General features: G+C 45.3%; 18 protein-coding genes and 1 tRNA gene. 9 read left to right on the top strand and 10 right to left on the bottom strand.

Annotation, left to right across the window (positions count from 1 at the left end):
* Nucleotides 1-256 precede the first annotated feature (256 nt).
* The 3 genes from ACA086_RS01835 to ACA086_RS01825 all read right to left on the bottom strand — a co-directional run bounded on the left by ACA086_RS01835 (nt 257) and on the right by ACA086_RS01825 (nt 4,872).
* Entirely contained in the window at nt 257-3,043 is a 2,787-nt protein-coding gene (locus ACA086_RS01835; RefSeq protein ID WP_371001615.1) for an alpha/beta hydrolase family protein, read from the bottom strand.
* Between the two features lie 230 nt (nt 3,044-3,273).
* Entirely contained in the window at nt 3,274-3,699 is a 426-nt protein-coding gene (locus ACA086_RS01830) for a hypothetical protein (protein ID WP_371001614.1), read from the bottom strand.
* A 252-nt stretch (nt 3,700-3,951) separates the two neighbouring features.
* Entirely contained in the window at nt 3,952-4,872 is a 921-nt protein-coding gene (locus tag ACA086_RS01825) for a nuclear transport factor 2 family protein (protein WP_371001613.1), read from the bottom strand.
* Nucleotides 4,873-5,081: 209 nt separating this feature from the next.
* Here ACA086_RS01825 and ACA086_RS01820 point away from each other — a divergent pair, with 209 nt between their 5' ends.
* Nucleotides 5,082-5,273: a hypothetical protein gene (locus tag ACA086_RS01820; protein ID WP_369747955.1), complete on the top strand. Its 192-nt coding sequence runs from the start codon at nt 5,082-5,084 to the stop codon at nt 5,271-5,273.
* Nucleotides 5,274-5,569: 296 nt separating this feature from the next.
* Here the strand turns inward: ACA086_RS01820 and ACA086_RS01815 are convergent, their stop codons facing one another.
* Nucleotides 5,570-6,427 (bottom strand): family 16 glycosylhydrolase, encoded by an 858-nt coding sequence (locus ACA086_RS01815; protein WP_371001611.1) that lies wholly within the window; start codon nt 6,425-6,427, stop codon nt 5,570-5,572.
* A 113-nt stretch (nt 6,428-6,540) separates the two neighbouring features.
* The gene (gene hemG / locus ACA086_RS01810) at nt 6,541-7,068 is read right to left on the bottom strand and encodes a menaquinone-dependent protoporphyrinogen IX dehydrogenase (protein ID WP_371001610.1); all 528 of its coding nucleotides are present in this window, start codon (nt 7,066-7,068) and stop codon (nt 6,541-6,543) included.
* Nucleotides 7,069-7,226: 158 nt separating this feature from the next.
* Here hemG and ACA086_RS01805 point away from each other — a divergent pair, with 158 nt between their 5' ends.
* Both ACA086_RS01805 and ACA086_RS01800 read left to right on the top strand, forming a co-directional pair.
* On the top strand, nt 7,227-7,412 hold the full coding sequence (locus ACA086_RS01805) for a hypothetical protein (RefSeq protein WP_369747958.1): 186 nt from the start codon (nt 7,227-7,229) through the stop codon (nt 7,410-7,412).
* A 186-nt stretch (nt 7,413-7,598) separates the two neighbouring features.
* Nucleotides 7,599-7,672 (top strand) — tRNA-Ile (locus ACA086_RS01800).
* 370 nt (nt 7,673-8,042) lie between these two features.
* On the opposite strand, the gene ACA086_RS01795 is transcribed toward ACA086_RS01800, so the two are convergent.
* Nucleotides 8,043-8,504: a CBS domain-containing protein gene (locus tag ACA086_RS01795; RefSeq protein ID WP_371001609.1), complete on the bottom strand. Its 462-nt coding sequence runs from the start codon at nt 8,502-8,504 to the stop codon at nt 8,043-8,045.
* A gap of 446 nt (nt 8,505-8,950) precedes the next feature.
* On the opposite strand from ACA086_RS01795, the gene ACA086_RS01790 reads away from it, so the two are divergent.
* Entirely contained in the window at nt 8,951-9,157 is a 207-nt protein-coding gene (locus ACA086_RS01790; RefSeq protein ID WP_371001608.1) for a hypothetical protein, read from the top strand.
* Between the two features lie 11 nt (nt 9,158-9,168).
* Nucleotides 9,169-9,918, top strand: a complete 750-nt coding sequence (locus ACA086_RS01785; RefSeq protein ID WP_371001607.1) for a hypothetical protein — start codon at nt 9,169-9,171, stop codon at nt 9,916-9,918.
* 811 nt (nt 9,919-10,729) lie between these two features.
* Here ACA086_RS01785 and ACA086_RS01780 read toward each other — a convergent pair.
* Nucleotides 10,730-12,550 (bottom strand): hypothetical protein, encoded by a 1,821-nt coding sequence (locus tag ACA086_RS01780; protein ID WP_371001606.1) that lies wholly within the window; start codon nt 12,548-12,550, stop codon nt 10,730-10,732.
* 224 nt (nt 12,551-12,774) lie between these two features.
* Here ACA086_RS01780 and ACA086_RS01775 point away from each other — a divergent pair, with 224 nt between their 5' ends.
* Nucleotides 12,775-13,065 (top strand): DUF2188 domain-containing protein, encoded by a 291-nt coding sequence (locus ACA086_RS01775; RefSeq protein ID WP_371001605.1) that lies wholly within the window; start codon nt 12,775-12,777, stop codon nt 13,063-13,065.
* 97 nt (nt 13,066-13,162) lie between these two features.
* Nucleotides 13,163-13,297 carry a hypothetical protein gene (locus ACA086_RS01770; RefSeq protein ID WP_371001604.1) on the top strand — a complete coding sequence of 45 codons (135 nt, stop codon included), beginning with the start codon at nt 13,163-13,165 and terminating at the stop codon, nt 13,295-13,297.
* A gap of 63 nt (nt 13,298-13,360) precedes the next feature.
* On the opposite strand, the gene ACA086_RS01765 is transcribed toward ACA086_RS01770, so the two are convergent.
* Nucleotides 13,361-15,184, bottom strand: a complete 1,824-nt coding sequence (locus ACA086_RS01765) for a hypothetical protein (protein ID WP_371001602.1) — start codon at nt 15,182-15,184, stop codon at nt 13,361-13,363.
* Nucleotides 15,185-15,428: 244 nt separating this feature from the next.
* On the bottom strand, nt 15,429-16,358 hold the full coding sequence (locus ACA086_RS01760) for a hypothetical protein (RefSeq protein ID WP_371001600.1): 930 nt from the start codon (nt 16,356-16,358) through the stop codon (nt 15,429-15,431).
* An 81-nt stretch (nt 16,359-16,439) separates the two neighbouring features.
* On the opposite strand from ACA086_RS01760, the gene ACA086_RS01755 reads away from it, so the two are divergent.
* A complete protein-coding gene (locus ACA086_RS01755; RefSeq protein WP_371001599.1) occupies nt 16,440-17,183 on the top strand; it encodes a DUF6090 family protein in 744 nt (247 codons plus the stop codon).
* Nucleotides 17,180-17,956 (top strand): DUF6090 family protein, encoded by a 777-nt coding sequence (locus ACA086_RS01750; RefSeq protein ID WP_371001598.1) that lies wholly within the window; start codon nt 17,180-17,182, stop codon nt 17,954-17,956. The genes ACA086_RS01755 and ACA086_RS01750 overlap by 4 nt, the downstream gene beginning before the upstream one ends.
* 25 nt (nt 17,957-17,981) lie before the next feature.
* On the opposite strand, the gene ACA086_RS01745 is transcribed toward ACA086_RS01750, so the two are convergent.
* On the bottom strand, nt 17,982-18,815 hold the full coding sequence (locus tag ACA086_RS01745) for a peptidylprolyl isomerase (protein WP_371001597.1): 834 nt from the start codon (nt 18,813-18,815) through the stop codon (nt 17,982-17,984).
* Between the last annotated feature and the right edge of the window lie 86 nt (nt 18,816-18,901).

The following is an 18,901-nucleotide window of genomic DNA, read 5'->3' as shown; positions in this document are numbered from 1 at the left end:
ACCCGGTCAATTCCATTTGGCTGGGTTTTTACTTGTTTATTTATTTTCCTATCAAGAGCCTTCCTGCCTCGGATACCCTGCGTGTCATATCTCGACTCCGCTCGATATGACAATTATAAGGTATTCCGCTTCGTCGCTGAAGCTGTGAAGCGTAAGCGACCCTCCTGGGAGGGGATTTAGGGGTGGGTAAACCTACCTTCAGGGACTCGGTATTAAACCAATTCCTCCTTCCTCTAACTTCGTACTTCTAAGCTCCCTATTCTTCCATCAACTCCAATCCCTGATTCACCCCTTTTTCCATGGCCGGAACGCCCCTGTCCATCCAAACGGGTTTGGGTGCACCCTTGAGGTAATGATCAAAGAACTGCGCCATACGGATGTTGAAATCTTTGCGGTTTTGAAGTTTGAGGGGCCAGTGGGGTTCGCCATTGTAGTTTAAAAACCAGGAAGGTTTGCCGAGACGCCTCAGGCTTACAAAGAGCTCTATTCCCTGATACCATGGGACATGCCCATCGGCATCATTATGCATGATGAGCAGGGGCGTATTGATCTTGTCGAGATTAAAGATGGGGGAGTTTTCCAGGTATCTAGTGGGATATTCCCAGGGAGTGCCCCCTATCCTGCTTTGAGTGTGTTCGTACTGGAATTGCCTACTCAGCCCGGTCCACCATCGGATGCCTCCGTAGGCACTGATCATATTGGGTACCGGAGCCCCGGCTTCGGCCGCCTTAAAAATATCGGTTTTTGTCACCAGGTAAGCGATCTGGTAACCACCCCAGCTATGTCCCTGCACCCCGATGTTATCCTTGTCTACAAATCCTTTTTCAATGAGGGATGTGACTCCCGGGATCACACAGTTATACGCGCTTTCTCCCGGATAGCCGATACGGTATTTTACATCCGGGTTAAAGATGAGGTAGCCCCTGCTGGCATAAAAAGCGTAATTGATAGTAGAGCGGCCCGCCGTAGGTGCCCGGTGGCGGTGCAGTCCGTTTGAACTGCGCTCGTAGAAATTCACCAGCATAGGGTATTTCTTGTTTGGATCAAAATTCTCGGGCTTTATGAGCATACCTGTGAGCTTTTCCCCATCCAGGGAGGTCCAGTTTACCAACTCAACAGTACCCCAGTTGTATTCTTGCTGTTGGGGGTTGGCATTAGAGATCTGAGTGATTTTACTAAAATCCTGGTTGGCCACCCTCAGGTCTGGAAATTCGGTAAACGATTCCCGGGTAAAGAGCAGGGTTTGTGCCCGTTTGGCTTTGGCCGGATAGCCATAGTCATAAGGTCCGTTTAAAAGGGGAGTGAGTCTACCCGATTTAAAATCGTAATGGGCGTAACCCGAAGACTTATCCGTCTCGTTAAAAGTGGTAAGCAGTGCTTTTTTAGAAGTTTCGATATGGTCCTGATCCGGATCGAGGATGACATAGCGGTAAACCGTCTTAGTCTCGCGGCCTTTTGTTAGTCGGGTAGAGGCTCCGGTCTCAGGGTTAAAACTCCAGATGTCATAGCGGTCATAGAGGAGCAGGGCCTTGTCATCTTCGGTAAAGCCAGCCGTGCCGTAGGACGAGGGATGGCTTGGGCTGTCGTGCAACTCGTTGTAGAAGACCTTTCCCGGGGTAAGGGCTAGGTATTTTCGTTTGGTAATGCTGTAGGCAAACCAGAGACTGTCTGCATTGTGGTAGCCAAAGACGTACTTGCCTTGCGGACTCAGTTCAACCCGACCCGGTACTTTGGTAAGGGCTTTAACTGCCGTGCCACTGCTGAGGTTCACTACAGCATAGTCCCGGGCACGTTGTCCCGTCCATTGCGATTCCAGGGCATAAGGTTCCGGGTTACGTACCAGGGCGTAGGGGGCATTTCCGTATCGGGTGAGATCGGCCTCGGGGTATGTGGCATTGGCCAGTTGGGTAAGCTTGTTGTTCTGGTTGAGGTGGATGACAGAGAGGTAGGTACGGGTGGTGTCGTTTTTCATCTGCAACTCCTGTACGGTATAGAGGCGGGGCTCGTCATAGGTCCAGACCTCCACGTTCACGATCTCCTCCTCGAGGAGGGAGGTGTCTTTGATGATGGGGGGCACGGCCAGGCCAAAATAGAGTTTTGATTCGTCTTTGGAGAAACGAAGTTTTTCATAGGCTGAAGGGCGGAGGTCGTTGCCGGAAGTATTGGCGTCCACGAGTTTTTCAGCAGAGTTCATCCCCACTTCCCAGTGGTAGAGTTCTCGGGGGCGGAGTTGCACTTTGGTGGTATCAGTGTCTGCGATAAAGCCCAGATGTTTCCCTGTTTCGCTGAAGCTGAGCTGGGCGTAATCGGCTTTTTTTGCCTCGTGAAGGAGGGTCCGACTTTGATTTGCCAGGTCCAGCACATAGACGGCATAATTGGAACTGTCTGTCTCGCCTGTAGTGGTCCAGGCCAGGAATTTTCCTTTTTTGGCGAAGGTGTATTCCGTGACGAATTTAAGGGTGTCTTCCTCTTTGGTTTCCAGGGATCTGAGGACAAGGTGGTAGCCATTCTTTTTGCTTACTTTCTTGGCCTTGCTTTTCTTTTTCTTGCTTTCAGTGCTGTCTTTGAGGGTATCTTTGGGCACTTCAATTTCCTCCAGTTGGTAAGCGATGAAGCCGCTCCAGTCTTCGGGGATTTGATAGGATTTTACGTTTCCAATTTTTTCGAAGGTCTTGTTAGTGAGGTTGTAGATTCCAAGGCTGTCTTTTGGGAGGTCTTTCTTTTTCACTTTTCGTCTTTTCATGGCCATAACGCTGTCTTTCCAGGCGGTGATGGAAAAGACCAGGGTTTTGGAATCGTCTGTGAACTGGGGTCTGGAGGCCCGATCATAGGAAAAGACGGATTGCCCGGAGGCAGTTTTAAGGTGGAGGAAGTGGTCTTTTTCCCCTTTTTCGAGGCTGTAGGCCACGTATGCTCCGTTAGGTGAAAGGCGTTCGCCTTCAATGGAGTTCCACAGTTCAATATCGGTGTGGTCCAGAACTTTTTTCTGAGCGGTTAGGGAAAGGGAAAGAAGTAAAAGTAAGAGGGTAATAAAAGGCTTCATAGGAAAGGTTTTAATGAAAGCCTTAAATATAGTATTTCTCTATGTCATATTGAGCGTAGTCGAGATATGACAATAACAAAGTGCTCCGCTTCGTCGCTGAAGTTGTGAAGCGTAAGCGACCCTCCTGGGGAGAGGAACCTACCCCTAAATCCCCTCCCAGGAGGGGACAAAGGGGTGGGTAAATCTCAAGGGAGTTTATAAGGAATGCTTATCGGAGACTTCTGTATTATCTAATCGGAATAAAACGAGGGGGGAGGAAGTGCGGAGTAGCTTTTCCCTTCGGAACCTTCTATATACGACCATAAGCCGGTATCATCGGGTAATTCTGTACCGGGGGCAACAGAGGCAGAGTGGAGCCATTTAGTTTTTTCAACGATTAGTACCCCATCTATTTTTAAAGTGATACTTTCCAGCCCATCATTTTCGAGGGTAGAATCATTGAGCCTGACGAATAGACCTAAATTGTCTATTTCTTCGGTCTTATAACTGGAGGACCAGGGTAAAGTAACCTGATATTCATTGCCGTACCCCCCGCCTTGTATTCTATTGGATATTCCCTGTCCGTTTACCTCCCATGTAATATCGAATTTCTCCACAGCATCATCTTTGCCACAGCCCAGGATTAAAAGAAATAGCAGCCAAGTAATTTTTTTCATAAATGTTCTATTTAGAAAAGAATATATAGGTAAAACGAAAATCCTTTTAAAATATGACACTGGGGAAGTTCATTTCATCGAATAACCAGTGAATACATTTCTAAATAGAATGTAAATAATTGAAAAACAGATAATTAAATAAAAATGAATGCGACTCATTTGAATCAATTCAAACACCGGAACGTATTAAAATGTAAAAACCCGGTCCCTTATCGGAACCGGATCTTTTATTTTATATAGTATAGTCAGGGTCTAATCAAGCCATTTACTGCTAAAATAAGCCATAGAGTTGGTGATCTTTCCCTCGTCATTAAAGTCGTGCACATACATGATGGGCATAACAATCTTTTTGTCATCCGATTTTCGGGTAAGGCGGATGTCCCACCAGCTTTGCACCGTCTTGCCATCTCGCAGGTCGTACTCCAGATAGTCGGGGTAACCTCTCACGTCTATGGAACTGACCGTGAATCTGGACATCATCCCCTCCAGATAAGTCTTAAATTCCTCCTTGTTCATAAACTTGCCCTGCTCCATTTCCAGATTTCGAATGCGGGCCTTGTCGTCATAAAAGCTTAAAGCGGTTTCCATATCCCCGTGTTCAATGGCATGGATCAGCCTGCGCACTCTGTTGATATTGTCGTGGTGGTTGTAGATTACCCCGTTTTTTCGGTCTTCAAAACTCTCACCAATCTCCCGATATACAGCCTGGTTGTGGTAGCTGATAGCGAGATCAATAAGGCCGTCCTTAAAGCGATACATACGGTGTACAGGGACGTCAATTTTTACACCTGTTTCGTTGTGTACCCCTTTCATTCGGTCCCAGACCTGTACCCACATCTCTCCGTCCTTGTATTCCAAGGCATCGGGGTAGGCACCCGGCGAAGGGGTAAGGCTGAGGTAGGCCACATTTTCATGCCACCATTTTGCCCCGCCTGCATAGTTGGCTTTTGTGCCTCCTTTTGCATCCTTATTGGTTCCTGTACCGTTAAAGGCCTTAAAATCCTCGTGTAGGTAGGAAGCCACTTTAGCGCTGTCCCCGGCTACCCATGCGGCCTGCATGGCATTCACCTTGGCGATGGCTTCGTGTTCTTTGTAAATGGTTCCGTTTTTCTCTTTTTGGCCGTAGGCCGTCATCAAGCCCAAAGCAAGGGCTAAAAGCATTACTTTTTTCATTGTGGTTGGTTTTAGGTTGGTAACAATTAATTGATTTAAGGTACGGATTATTATTTAATAAATTGAATTGGAGAAAGTTATCCTATAAACGAGTTTATTTCTGAAAATCTTGGGGATGCTCTGAAAAGACATCCTAACAGAAGTTTAACACCTCATATTTGTATATGGCCCAGGATTTTTTAGGTTTTAAGCTTCTAAAAGCGACACTTATGAAATTGATACAGATCAAAAGGAGAACAAAAACTGAAAAACGTTATACCCAGAAGATGGGGAAACTCATTACAAAGGTGACCTATATAAAAAAGTACGTGGCTGGCTTGCCCGTAAAAACCCTGCACAAGTACAGGGAAACTTACTACGGGGAGGTAAAGAGCTGTGAAGATTGTAATCTTTTTGTTTAAAACTGTTTCTTCAAACTTTCGGGATGCTGAATTTTAGGAGTTGGAGACATTCAATCAAATAAAAAAGGAACTATGTCATATCGAGCGGAGTCGAGATATGACACTTGCTATTAATATCGGTCTCGACTCCGCTCGACCTGACAAACGACTCCGCTCGATATGACATTAACGAGGTGTTCCCCTCCTAGGAGGGGACAAAGGGGTGGGTAAAAAGATAGACCAATAGTAATCCACTATCTACGCCCATATTTCTGAAAATCTGCGGAATCAGTATTTGGAATCTGCCGGTGGCAGGTTTATTTTCTCGACTCGTGCTTTACCCAGTCGACTTCCATGATCCATTCGCCTGTCATGGGGTTATCTGTGATCTTGGCAAAGTTCAGGATGGCAAACATGGGTTCGGGGTAGTTGTCTCCCTCGCCCTCATTGCGGTATACTTCTTCCCCGTCTAATCGGTATACCAGGTCGCTTCCTTCCCATTCTACAGAGTATTCGTGGTAGTCGTCCAGAGTGGCCGGAAAGTCCTTTCTATAACTCCACCAGTCGCCCTTATCACATTCGCCTTCGCTTTTAATCGCCCCGGTAGTAAAGTGGTCTTTTTTCACATCTCCGTGGTGCTCAAAGATGTCGATCTCCCCCGAGCCGGTAAGGGGCCAGCAGACGGTTTCATCGGGCTCTTGTACTGGGGATTCGTTGTTACGGGCACCCAGGAGCCACCAGGCCGGGAACATGCTGGGCTGTCCATTACCGTGCAGGCGCAGCCGGGCCGTCCATTTCCCTTTGACAAATTCTTTTCTGTTTTTGGAGCAGATCCTCCCGGCCATATAGGGAGTATCCGGGTGTTGTTCCCCGTGCTTATCGAGGTTGTCACAAGGACGGGCTTCGCCAACGTTTACGACCTTGAGCTTTAAGGTACCGTTACTCACTTCCCGGGTCCCGTATTGCCCATCGGGAACGTAACATTGTTTTTCGTTATTAACCCATATCCGCTGGTCTTGCCAGTTTTCAGGATTAAAGGTTTCAAAATCGTCTTGGAAGTCGGTTTCCCAGATCTCAACGGCGGCTACTTCTGTGTTTTCTTCTTTTTTCTCGCCCGACTTGCAGCTTAAGGCCAGGACCAGCACAAAGGCGAGTAAAATTCGGTTTGATCTCATTTTATAAAGGGTATTGAATATGGCTTCCTAAGGTAGTGATATTTTTAAAAAAAGAGCATCGACTAAAGCCCCGGAAGCAGCCATAATCAGGCTGTAAATTTGTATAGATAGCATTACAGATTTACCAATTTTTCACCAAAGGCTTCCACCTTTTTCCAATCGGTGTATTCCTTAACCGTACGGGGGTTTGTAGGGCCTTTGGTCATCCACATAATGAGTCGGATCATGGTACGGTCAAAGAAGGAATATCGGGGATAGTCGAGCATACCTGCAAAGGTTGCCGCCATATCAGGGCGCCATGATATTTTCTTAAAGAATTTAACCACGTATGGATTTGTTTCCGGGCTGCTTTTCTCAGTTTTTCGGGCGACGAGGTTTACGGAGAAGAAGGCAGTTTTCTTTGTTTCCAGTTCCTGGATGCGGGAATTGATCAGCTCGATGATCTTTTTATCATGTACCCCGTAGCGGATGCTGGCTCCCAGGATAACCCTTCCAAAACGGCTTAGGTCCCTGTTAAAATCCTCAATATTGATGATCTCCACAGGCTGATCATGCTCTAAAAACACCTGCTTTAATTTTTCACAGATCTTGAGGGTATGGCCGTCAACAGAGGCATAGATCAAGACGGTTTTTTCTGGCATTGCTGTAGGGTCTTGGATGCTAAAAGGAATTCCTGTTTAGTTTAAAGAGGATTAAACTACTATTTTTTACAGAAACGGAAAGAGAATCAGACTTTTAAAATCTCCGAATTAATTCTAAATTGAGGATGTATAAACACTAACCAAAATTTATATTTCAAATGGATTACAAGAAATCGTTATTAAAATTAGCCATCAGTCTTTTGTTATCACCCCTGGTGGTGTATCTCGTTTTGTTAGCTGCCAAGGCAGCCGGATCAACCTATGAAATGACACATGGGGAAACGTTTATCATCTGGTTGTTAATGGCCATTGTGATCAATCTTTCCATAACAAAGAAGAGTTAGGTAGGAGGGCAACTTTTTTAAAAGGCTCGTAAAGGAGGCTTATTTTGTGCTATTCATTATGTCCTGGTATTGCAGTATCCTGAAATATGTAGTAATATTGCACCCTCCAAATCCTATTTGTACCTTGTGTATTGGAATTTGGAATTTGGAATTTGGAATTTGTCTTTTGTTCGCTTCGGCGAACAGGGTCCTATAGCTCAGCTGGTTAGAGCACCTGACTCATAATCAGGGGGTCCCTGGTTCGAGCCCAGGTGGGACCACATCAAGCAGCAAACCCCGCACAGAAGTGCGGGGTTATTTTTTTGGAGCAGCCATCAAAAACTTGTTTTTGTAAGGCTGTGACGAAAAAAGAACCGCAGCCTGCAAGGCTGCAAGGGTTGATATTTGCAGAAGCGGGCCTTCTCTGGTCCGTGCGCAAGGCGCACGAACCCAGGCAACAATCTACTCGTAGGTTTATTCCAAAAAGCAACAAAGCGTTTTACTATCCCGCCTGCCTGTCCTCCGTACGAGACTTCGGAAGGCGACCGGCCGGTAGGTTTGCAGAAGTGGGCCTTCTCTGGTCCATTTCCGCAGGAAATGAACCCAGGCAAGAATCTACTCGTAGGTTTATTCCAAACAGCAACAAAGCACTTACCTCCAATTCTGCGACTTAAGCTTAATGGTTGCTTTTAGTATGTCTTTCTGGGAGATCTGCCCTACCAAACGGCCATCTTCGATTATAGGGAAACGTCTTCTGCGGGCAGTGAGGAATTTGTTGGCCGCATCGAAGATATTCATATTCCCATCGATGGTATCTACATCGCGGATCATCCGGCTGGAGACGGTGCTCTCTTCCATGGGCATGTTAAAATAGCGGCTTTCGCTAACGTGCTTGATGCAGTCGCCCTCAGAGATAACGCCCACCATCTTTCCATCCTCATCTACCACCGGCCCGCCTGAAATGCGGTGTTTGATAAGCAGATCGATCACTTCTTCCACGGACTGGTCCGGCCTAAAAGTGATCAACTCCCGGGTCATATAATCCCTTACGCTCAGGGGTGTTTGCTCCGGCTCTTGTTTCTTTCTCGGTCCTGAAAAATTCTTGATTCCCATAATATGTCATCTTTAAATAGCTTCTATAAAAGATAAGGAATTTTTGTTTACGTGAGGACTTTGCAGTCTGGAAGGTTTGAGGGTAGGCCCCAGGGGGGAGCTACTCCCAGTTGAGGGCCGCCTCTGGTCCATTCCACTTGTGGAGGGATGAACCCAGTTGGAATTTTGCAAAATAACAGATAAAAATTAGTCAACAGGAATATCGCTACTTGTCAAAGTCTAAGGGCTATTTAATTTCTTATAAATAATTTCTTGGAGAAATCTCCGATCCCGGATAGACATTTTGACTGAACACTTAGTGCTATTTTTAATAATTACCCATCAAAACAAACCTGAGAATGTTATTCAGTACGGTATTAAAGCCAAAACAAATCTTTTCTATTTTTATGTGACTTCCGTCTAAATCCTGTGTCTAAACGTATATAAAGACAAACCACACATATATTATGAAATTTAAAACCACACTTTTAGCAATTATGTTCTGCGGGGTGCTCACTTTTTCGTGTAGGGATACGCAAAAAGAACAGAAGGAATTAGACCGTCAAATTGAAGAGATAGAATCTGTAGTACAGGTGATCGATTCCACGGCTGAAGAAATTCACAAAAAAGCCGAAGAAGTAGATGAATTAATTAAACAATTAGATAGCATTTAAATACTGATCTTATGAAAAAAATATTTTTAGCAACAATTTTATCATTCGCTTTTGTAGCTGTTGGCCAGGCACAGAGTAAAGGAAAAGGCAAGGAAAAGGCCAAGGAAATGCGTGAAAAAGCAAATGAACGTGCTGAAGAGGAGCGTGAAAATGCCGAGGAAACAGCAGAGTACGAACAAGAGAAAGCCAAGAAAAAAGTAAAAGAGAAAGAACAGGAGGCACGGGAAAAAGGCAAGGATAAAGCGAAAGAAGCCCGTGAAAAAGGCAAAGATAAAGCTGAAGACGAACGCGAAAGAATGGAGGACAAAGTCGAAGATGCCCGTGATCGTGCCGAAGACGCGAGGGAACGTGAGAATGAGGCTATGGAAGATGCCCGTGAACGAAATGAGAAAGCCGACAAAGGCATTAAGGGCAAAGGAAATGCCTATGGTCGGGATAAGGGCGATATGAGCGGCCGTGAATTTGGACAGTACCGCGCTTCTCAGGCCCTTGAAAAACTGGCCGAAACCGAAGCAGCTCTTGAAGAGGACGAACGTACCCTGCGACGCGGCAGAACTGCCCTTGATGAGGCCCGTGAACGTCTGAATAAGGCAAAAGAAACAGGAGAAGATGAAGCTGTAATTTCCAAAAAAGAAGAAAAGCTGACCGAAGTGGAAACTAAACTGAAGGAGCTTGAAGAAAGTATTCAAAAAGGCAAGGACAAACTTCGGGAGAAGAAAGAGCAGTTGAAAAAGATTGAAGAGACCGAGAAGCAGAAATAACCCCTTTTTTCCTCAAATCTTTAAGACCGCATTTGGGAAAACCCGAATGCGGTTTTTTATGTGTCAATTTAAATCACAAAGAGTAACCGTCTACAATTTTGGGTAGTTTGTAGTGGCGGTTCTTCTCTGGGCCATTCCTTAGAGGGATGAACCCAGGCATTAATAAATCGAACCAATATCTACCCGCCACCGATTACTCAGTTGCTAATGTTGATAAGCAAAAGTGCCCTTGCCGGTAGGGTAGTAGATTTTTACGGGTATCGTATTCCCAAAATGAACGCTTTACTTTTCTAGCGACTTCTTTGGTCCACCAGGAACATGCACAACTTAAATTATTACACCACTTTCTGCCATTCGTACCAGAGGCCAATAGGGAGGTAAATAATTGTTCTCTATCTGAAAAGATATAGATTTTGCTTCTGTTAATGATCTGCATTTCTGAAATCTTGCCACAAAATCAATGTTTTTCATCGCGATCACTGCCCCATTCTCTCCGGGATAATTCCTTCTTTTCCTATGATATTTAGAAAATAGAACATCCCTTAACGATCCTGGCCATAGTAGGCATTCCTGCAGGGGCCATACTGGGAATAATCATGGGTGGCATACTGATAAAAGCGACAAAACCCGACAAAAAAAGATAGTAAAATTTCAGCCTAAGCAAGTCCTAAATAGTTGCAAAAGTAAAGTCATCACAGGGTTCCGAAAAGGATCTCTATCTGTTTTAATATAAAACAGTTAAAAATCCTGATTTATTCCTCTCGGGAGTTTTTATTATTTAAAATTAAGCTTTTGTTAAAAAGTACTTTTACTATTCAAAATACCCAATCCGCTCTCTTATTCGGAGAAATCGGGGCAGGTCTTTAAATTTATGAAAAACAGGTTCGGTGTTCAGCTGGAAGGAGAGCCCAATTGGGGCTTCGTTCAAATGTCGTTCCAGGTAATTTAGGGTCTCCTCTTCCTCCCCTCGGGCAGCGGCAATGACAGCCAGGTCTATCAGCACATTGGTCTCCCCTGTTAATAGTAGGGAGTCGAGCCGGGACTTGTAACGATCACTATCTACCTGCTCTCCCAGAGAATAGTGGGCATTGGAAAGGTAAGCTACTGCTGCAGGAACCATGGTTCTCGGATCCGGATAGGCAGAGTGCAGCATTTCAATTGCTTCCCTGTAGCGCCCTTCGTTTAAATAGGCCCAGCCTGTCTGGAATCTGAAAACCGGGACATCCATCAGTTGCAGGGCCTGCTCCATTTTTTTTGTGGCCTCCTCAAAATTTCCCTCTACCAGATCTATGAAGAAAGCGTCGTTAAGAATCATAATGCTTCCAGGTTCAATTTGCCTGGCCAAAAATTCGATTTCCTTGGCCCGCTGCAGGTTGCCAAGTACGATATTCATGGTAACCGCAGTACAAACGCAATGGGTGGTGGGCAGTTCCGGCCAGGAATTGATTTTTAGGGCTTTATCCACATAACCGAGAGCTACCTGTAAATCATCGAGATAAGTCATGGTGTAATTGGCCTTTACCAAATAAATATCAGAGCTGTTCGGGTTTTGGGCAAGAGCCGTTTCAAGGTGGTGGTCTATTCTTATCTTATTGCGGATAAGGGAAGCCTCATTGGTTTTGAAGGCAGGCCATGAATAAGTATTCAGGATCCAGGCCAGTAATGTACGTGCCTCGGTGTATTCAGGATCGAGTTGGATGGCCTCTTCCAGAAGCCTTATGGCACTGGCCATGGCATCACTGTAAAAGGCGTTGTACTCCTGTCGTGCTTCCAGGAATTTCAGGTAGGCTTGTCCGTTACGGGTTTTGTCTCCCGCCAAGGAAGCAGTTTCAGCAGGAGTCAACTGAACGTTCAGATTGGTAGCCACTTTTTTGGCAATTGCCGCCTGCAGGGCAGGCGCCTGCCCCATCAATTCCTTATAAGATTCACCCCAGAGCCTCCTTCCGGTTAGTGGGTCTATCAACTCTACATCTATTTTAATACTATCACCTCCTTCATAGGCCCTGGCACTGCCGCGCATCAGGTAATCCACACCAAAGGACTCCGCGATCATCTCTGGCGATCTCCCCTGTCCCTCAAAATCGTATACTGTGGTAAAAGCGGTAACAGCAAAGGAACGTACCTTTGCCAATTCGTTTATGATGTCATTGGTAAGCTGACTAGAAAAATATGATAGTTGCTTGTCTTCGCTCAGGTTTATTAGGGGAAGCATGGCAATAGGGATGGAGTTGGGTGCGTGAAAAGCTGGCAAGTCCGGTGTGGGCTTAGTCTCCCAAAAATTACTTTTATAGAAGAGCAGGAAGACTATAGTAGCCACTAACAGACCAATGATCCCCAGATAGATGAGAGGTCGCCTTTGGGATGGGGTATCGGGGTTTCCCGACGCCACTTCAGTATCTGTCCGCACCACCCCCTGAGGGGATAACTCATAGGCCCAGGCAAGTATGAGGGCAATTGGAAAACCAATAAACAACAAGATCAGGGCCATCTGCATCACCCAGGAAGGGGCTTCAAAAGTGTCTAAGGCGAGGTCGAGAACTTGAGCAACCAGCCAGACGGTAATGGCATAGGTGACGGCCACGTGGTATACCTTACGCCGTTTAAGCTCCTTGAATATCTTTTTGAAATCCATAGATTTCCCGCTTCTTATATACATCCAAGTTACAAAAATCAACCTTTATATTATGTATGAGCTTTCCTTCCAGGATAGTCATATTAACCCATTCCAAGAATATGATGGAAGATCCTAAATATTGGGGGAGGGGATACATTCTAAACCATTTCCGCAGGGAATAAATCCAGGCCTCAATTCTTTCGTAAAAATACTATCTTCGATTCTGTAATAGTAAAGGCAAAATGCCCAAAAGCAACAACTCCAGATCCTGGATAGATATTTTGACGGAGCTTGTAGAGCTCTTTTTTAAAAGCTCCCGCCAGAGCAAACGGGGAAGGTCATGGCACCAGCATGTAGTTCCTTATAAGGATGGCTGGGCTGTAAGGCGGGAGGGGAATAAACGCATCACCTCCAAACACCGGAGGCAGGATACTGCCATCAGAAAGGCAAAACGCCTGGCCAGAAAACGCAAGGCTGATGTCATCATCCACAGAGCGGATGGGAGCATACGCGACCGAATTAACTACGATTAATAGCGGATTGAAATGCGGTAAAATGAACCTGATAAATATCATATCATTTACCTATCAGACCCGCTACATTTACTCCCTATAATCAAAAACAGTTATTATGAATACGGCAATAACTCTTCCCCTTGTTGCCTGGGAGAACGGCATAATGATCATTGGTGTTTTTGCGTTGGTGGTTATCCTTATTATCGTAGTGGTCATGAATATGATGAGCAAGGGAAAGAAAGAGGAATAGAAAAACCCGGCCTTCTGGACCGGGTTTCTCATAGAAATTAAATAGCTATATTTTAGAAGATATTTATGGCACTTTATTAGCCTTGACCTTATAAATGACTTTTGCTCCCCCTCCTGTAATATAGATGTCTCCCGAAGGACCAACAGCTACCCCATCAAAGAACCAGTATGGAGGGAACTCGGGTAAGCCGCCCTTAAATAAATCCAGGCCTTCTACAATGGTTATTACTTCTCCTGATGACAGGTCGTCGATTCGAGATAATCGGGAAGCACCTTCTTCCACAACCAGAAGATTACCATCCAGATCCAGGGCCAGGCCTTCGGGCCCCTCTAATTCAAAATCAAAGACCGTGATATCTGGTACTCCTCCATCAAAATTAATTTGTACGATATCGCCATTAAAATAGTCTGCTACCCAAAGGGTTTCCCCATCCGAGGCCACACCGCTGTACAAACCTGGTAAGATCAATTCATTGTCACTCAAACGAATAATGCCGCCCAGTCCCAGGTCATTCACATATATTTCTCCCTGTACCCTTGCCGCATCGATTGGGGCGGCAACCTGAGGCGCAGGATAGTTTTCTACGACCCCTTCCTGCGGATTCCAGACCTGTACTCCCGGGCTAAAGAAAGAACAAATAATGAGATTGTCCCCGTCGACTGTTACGTTCATCGGCAGGATTAAAGAAGCCAGTCCTACATCCGGAACAACAGGAATCAAGTACCCCTTATATGCATTTACCTGCTTTCCGCTGGTACCGTTAAATTGCCTGAGTTGAAAAAGATCAGCCTCATAGAGCATGTCTTGATTATTGGGTCCGGCCATAACGGCGAGGCCCTGTGGAACTATAATCCCTCCCGGGCTCAGTATCCTTGCCTGACCACTTTTCAGAATCTCGGCTACCCATCCCTCGTCATTGTTGGTCATATACAGGCTGCCGTCCTCATCAAAGGTCATATTGTCAAGCCCTGGTTGAAGAGTGGTGAACAGAGTTTTGTCATCGCTGCCATCGGGGTTTACCTTCCAGAGATTTCCGCCTTGATCCAGGACGTACAATACGCCATCCGGTCCAAACTTGGCTGCTGCCGGATTAAAGAGGTCTGAATCCCCAAGGGTGCCTGCAACAATCCTAACATATGGCCCGAACAAACCGCTAAGATCAGCGGGGAACTCCGTATTGTCGGGAATGGCATCCACATCAATCGCTATAACCAGGTTAAGTGCAAACAGGGGACCATAGAGCATGAGTTTACCGTTTTCCATCCGGGTATCAAAGGAGTTGAAGAAGCCCAAACAAAATCCCCCGGGACATGATATAATGTGGCGTGGTGGTTCGATGAGGTCCGGATCCAATTCAAACAGGCCATCCCCCAGGAAATCCAGGGCGGTAAAAAGGCGGCTGCCATCCTCAGTAAAACGGATTGGATTTACCCCCGGGGCCACGAACTGTTTCCTCACCTCCATGGTTTCCATATCCATTCGGCCGATCTCACCCGTGAGGATATCGGTCCAGTACAGTGCAGATCCATCCGGGGAAAATACAACATCATCCGGGCTGTCAACACCATCTGTGATTCTTTTAACGATCTTTCCGTTATTCTTATTGATCACCGCGATCTCCTGTCCGTTTACACTGCCAACATAGAGATGTCCGTCTGGCCCAATATCGAGGCCGTTAGCTGCGTTTAGGTGAGCTCCACTGACCAGGGTTTTTAAAACGGCATTTCCGGATTTCTTTTTGTTTTTCGATTTAGAACGGGCGTTTGCTGATTCTAAGTTTTCGGGACTCAGTACCGGATCAGGACTACAGGAAAAAACGGCCAGAAGTAGCGCCAGGAAACCTAGCCTCATCATGGATTTCACATTGGGTTCTCGGGGTGTTTTCATTTGGTTGGTTTTAGGGTTAATAATACAGCTCCAAAAAACAGAAATACTCTTACGATAAAGGTATTGAGAGATTATTGCTGGAAGAATTAAGATAGGGAATACAAAAGGCAGAAGCAGCTGTAAAAGGACTAATATGGCTATTTATTGTCCCAAGATGTTGATTTAGCTATCCGAATACATACTATTCTGATATTCAGACTTCTGCAAACAGGGATTTCCGAAATGCCTCGTTTAAAAATTGCCTTTATTTTGGGACTCCCTCCCAGGGTTGTACAAACTCCCTTCCCGGGCAGTAACTGATACCGTAAAGCTTCCCGTCTAGCAGATATCCCGAATGATAGTATTCATAGGTATTATCCCGTGTAGTAAAGGCAAAATAAAGCACCTCCCAGTTGCGGTTGAGTTTGGCATCCTCCAGCGGACTTCCGTAAAAGTACCCCTGAAAAGTGTTGCCTGATACGGCCGTGACCTCAAAAGGCTGCAGATAGGGATCGGCATCAGCAGAAGGCCTGAGGTCGATCTGCCAGTTTCCTTTGATAGTTTGAATTTCCTCAGTTGCCAAAGCATAATTAAGGCATTGGTCCAGATAGAAATCATAGACCTCTTCTACCTCCCTTAATTCCTTGTATTCCAAAGCTGCTATCAGGGCGCGGCAGTCTCCGAAATATTCTTTTAGTCGTTCCCTTTTCAGGCCAAACATCCCCTGGGTAACCCGCACCATTTCCCTTTCGCCCTCCAGGTGAAACAGGGGGAAATTGTCTACAAAGTTATTGTCGTCATCAATAAATTCCAGTAGGTAATAGGCTAAAGGTCCATCCCTGCTTATAAGTCGGAGAAACACATTTTCTGCATTCGGATCTAAATAATACCGGAACTTAAAAAATGCTGACTCTTCCCTTAGGGGCAGGGATTCGTACACCCTTCCACCGGCGCGGTAACCCAGGATTTCTCCAGGGCGATATTTTTGTCTGGAAGACCGGCCCTCAGGGATAAAGCGGATACGGGGATACATTTCCACAAAGGGCTCTGAAGATCGGTCCTTTACCTGCCCCCGCAGTGTGTCACCTTCCAGGGTAATGATATAGCCGGGTTCATAGCCTTTTTTCTGTGCATGGAGAGTGCCAAGAGAGGAGATAATCAGAAGTGGTAAAACGAAACGAAGCTGTAAAGTCATATCGGTGGTTTTGCTCTTTAGCATCAAAGATATTGCCAAATATTTAAGTACATTAGGTGGTGTTATAACCAGCCACCAATTATGATCAAGTTTTTTAGGCGTATAAGACAAAAACTCCTTTCCGAAAACAAGGTTTCCAAATACCTGCTCTACGCTATCGGGGAGATCTTTCTGGTGGTTATCGGGATTCTGATTGCCCTATCCATCAATAATTGGAATGAAAAACGGATCACCAATGAGAAAGAACAGCACGCCTTGTTAGAAATTAAGTCGGACCTGAAGCACAATATCAACAGGTTGAACTATATCATCTCCGATCCGGAAGAAGGGATAGAAAGTATCATGGAAACCATCGATATTGTTGTATATAATCTGGAAGAATCCAGAGTCTATAACGATTCCCTGGCACAACATTTTGTAAGGCTTTTCAACTATCCTGATATCGCTTTAAAGTCGAGCGGATACGAGTCCCTCACTTCAATGGGTATGGATCTTATATCTGATCATCATCTCCGATCGGAAATAGGCATTTTATACACGTATCAGATCCCTATAGTGAAGCTCGCTTTCAGGGAAGTTCGAGATGATTTTTATCACTATATGCTCGATTATCTGAATGGATATTTTGTGAGTCGTTTGGATGAAAATGGCAGGGACATACGCTTACCCGTAAATTATGATGAACTTATTAATAACCGGGAATTCATAGAATCTCTTAAGAATTATAAGTATGTATATGACTATTTTATCAGGGAATCCAAGATCACATTAAATGAGTGTAAAGCACTGCTACAGGAAATTGAAAAGGAAATTAAAGTACAATGATCAAGTTTTTCAGGCGAATCCGCCAACAATTGCTCACGGATAATAAATTCAGTAAATACCTGCTCTACGCTATTGGGGAAATCCTATTGGTAGTCATCGGAATCCTGATCGCCCTGCAGATCAACAATAACAATGAGGCACGAAAACAACGGGCCCAGGAATTACACTATCTGAAAAACCTAAGAACCGACCTGATCCTGAATATTTCAGAACTAGACAGGTACATTTCAACTAGGAATTCAAGGATAGAATCTGCCAATTACGTGCTGGAGCATTTTGAAGGGAAACCCCTGACCGACCTGAATGCCTTTGCGTTTCATACCACCAATATCTATATCTGGCAAAAATTTACCCAGCAGGATAACACCTTCCAGGAATTAGTCAATTCGGGGAACCTGGCCCTGATTTCCAATGACAGTATTAAAAACGGCTTACTCAACCTGCAGGCCCTCTATAAAAAACTAAAGAACGAAGAGGAACACTTCCGTTACGATGCCGAGATCTTGCTTTACGAGCCCTCCTATGCCGTTCTCGACCTGAATCCCATCGTTAAAAATTTTACCTATCAGGTCACCGAAGGGAAGGCGGGGGAGAATGTTGAACTTTCCAGGGAGAATTACGAGGCCATGCTAAAAGACCTGAAACAAAAAAACGGCTTTGTGATGGCGGTCTATGAATTCTCCGTTATGAATGGGCAGTTTAATGAAATGAAGGCCATGTGTGAGAACATAATCTCCCTGATCGACATGGAAATAGAGAATGAAGATGAGTAGCAAAGAAACAGGCTCCTTCTGAAGCTTATTCCACCACCTTTATTTTTAGGATCCTGACATCCTCAAGAGGTCTGTTCATATCACCGGTATTCACCTTGGCGATGGAGTCAATAACGTTGAGGCCCTCTACCACTTCCCCATATACAGTATAGTTCTGATCGAGGAAGGCGGTTCCTCCTTCGGATTTATAAACTTCTCTCTGAGTGGGAGGGATGGTATACTTCTCGAAATTGGTATAGGCCGTGGCCATATTTCTCACACTGTCCTGAAGGGTTCGGAATTGCCTCCAATCCTGGGCAGAATCGGCTTTTTTCAATCCTTCATACAGTGCCTTGTACTGGGGATCATGTATCAGGTAATGTTCAGCTAGCCATTCATTGATTGTGTTTTCGGCCAGGGTGAGCAAGCTATCTGTCATAACCTGTCCCTGGACCAGGTAAAACTGCATTGAGCTTGAAGCCCGTTCGGGATTGCCGGTCCGGGCCGCAGCAAGGGCCCCTTTTTTGTGAAACAAGTCGGGGTGAAATTCCGCGAGCACGGTATAATCAAGGTCGCCGTTCCCAAGCGTATCTCCGGCACTGGCAATTTTGCTATCCGGATCCCCTCCCTGCACCATAAAGTTTTCGATCACTCTGTGAAAAAGAAGGCTGTCATAGGCCCCTTCCCGGGCAAGTTTTAAGAAATTGTCCCGGTGTTGAGGTGTCTCATTGTAAAGGGCGATACGCATGGTTCCCTTATCGGTCACCATCTCTACCATTTCTCTCTTCTCTTCGGGCTCTTTCTCTTTTTTGGTTTCGCAGCCTGCTATACTTAGGAGCAGTAAAAAGGAAATTACTAGGGAAATTTTGGCGTACTTCATAAAATGGACATGAGTTAAGATGGTTTTTCTAATAGAAATCTAGACATATATGCTTTAAAGATAGGATTATGTTGGTGCCCCCCGGA

It is taken from the genome of Muriicola sp. E247 (assembly GCF_041358175.1).
GTDB lineage: Bacteria > Bacteroidota > Bacteroidia > Flavobacteriales > Flavobacteriaceae > Muriicola.
The sequence above is the reverse complement of the archived record's forward strand: the minus strand, read 5'-3'. Positions and strand labels throughout refer to the sequence as shown.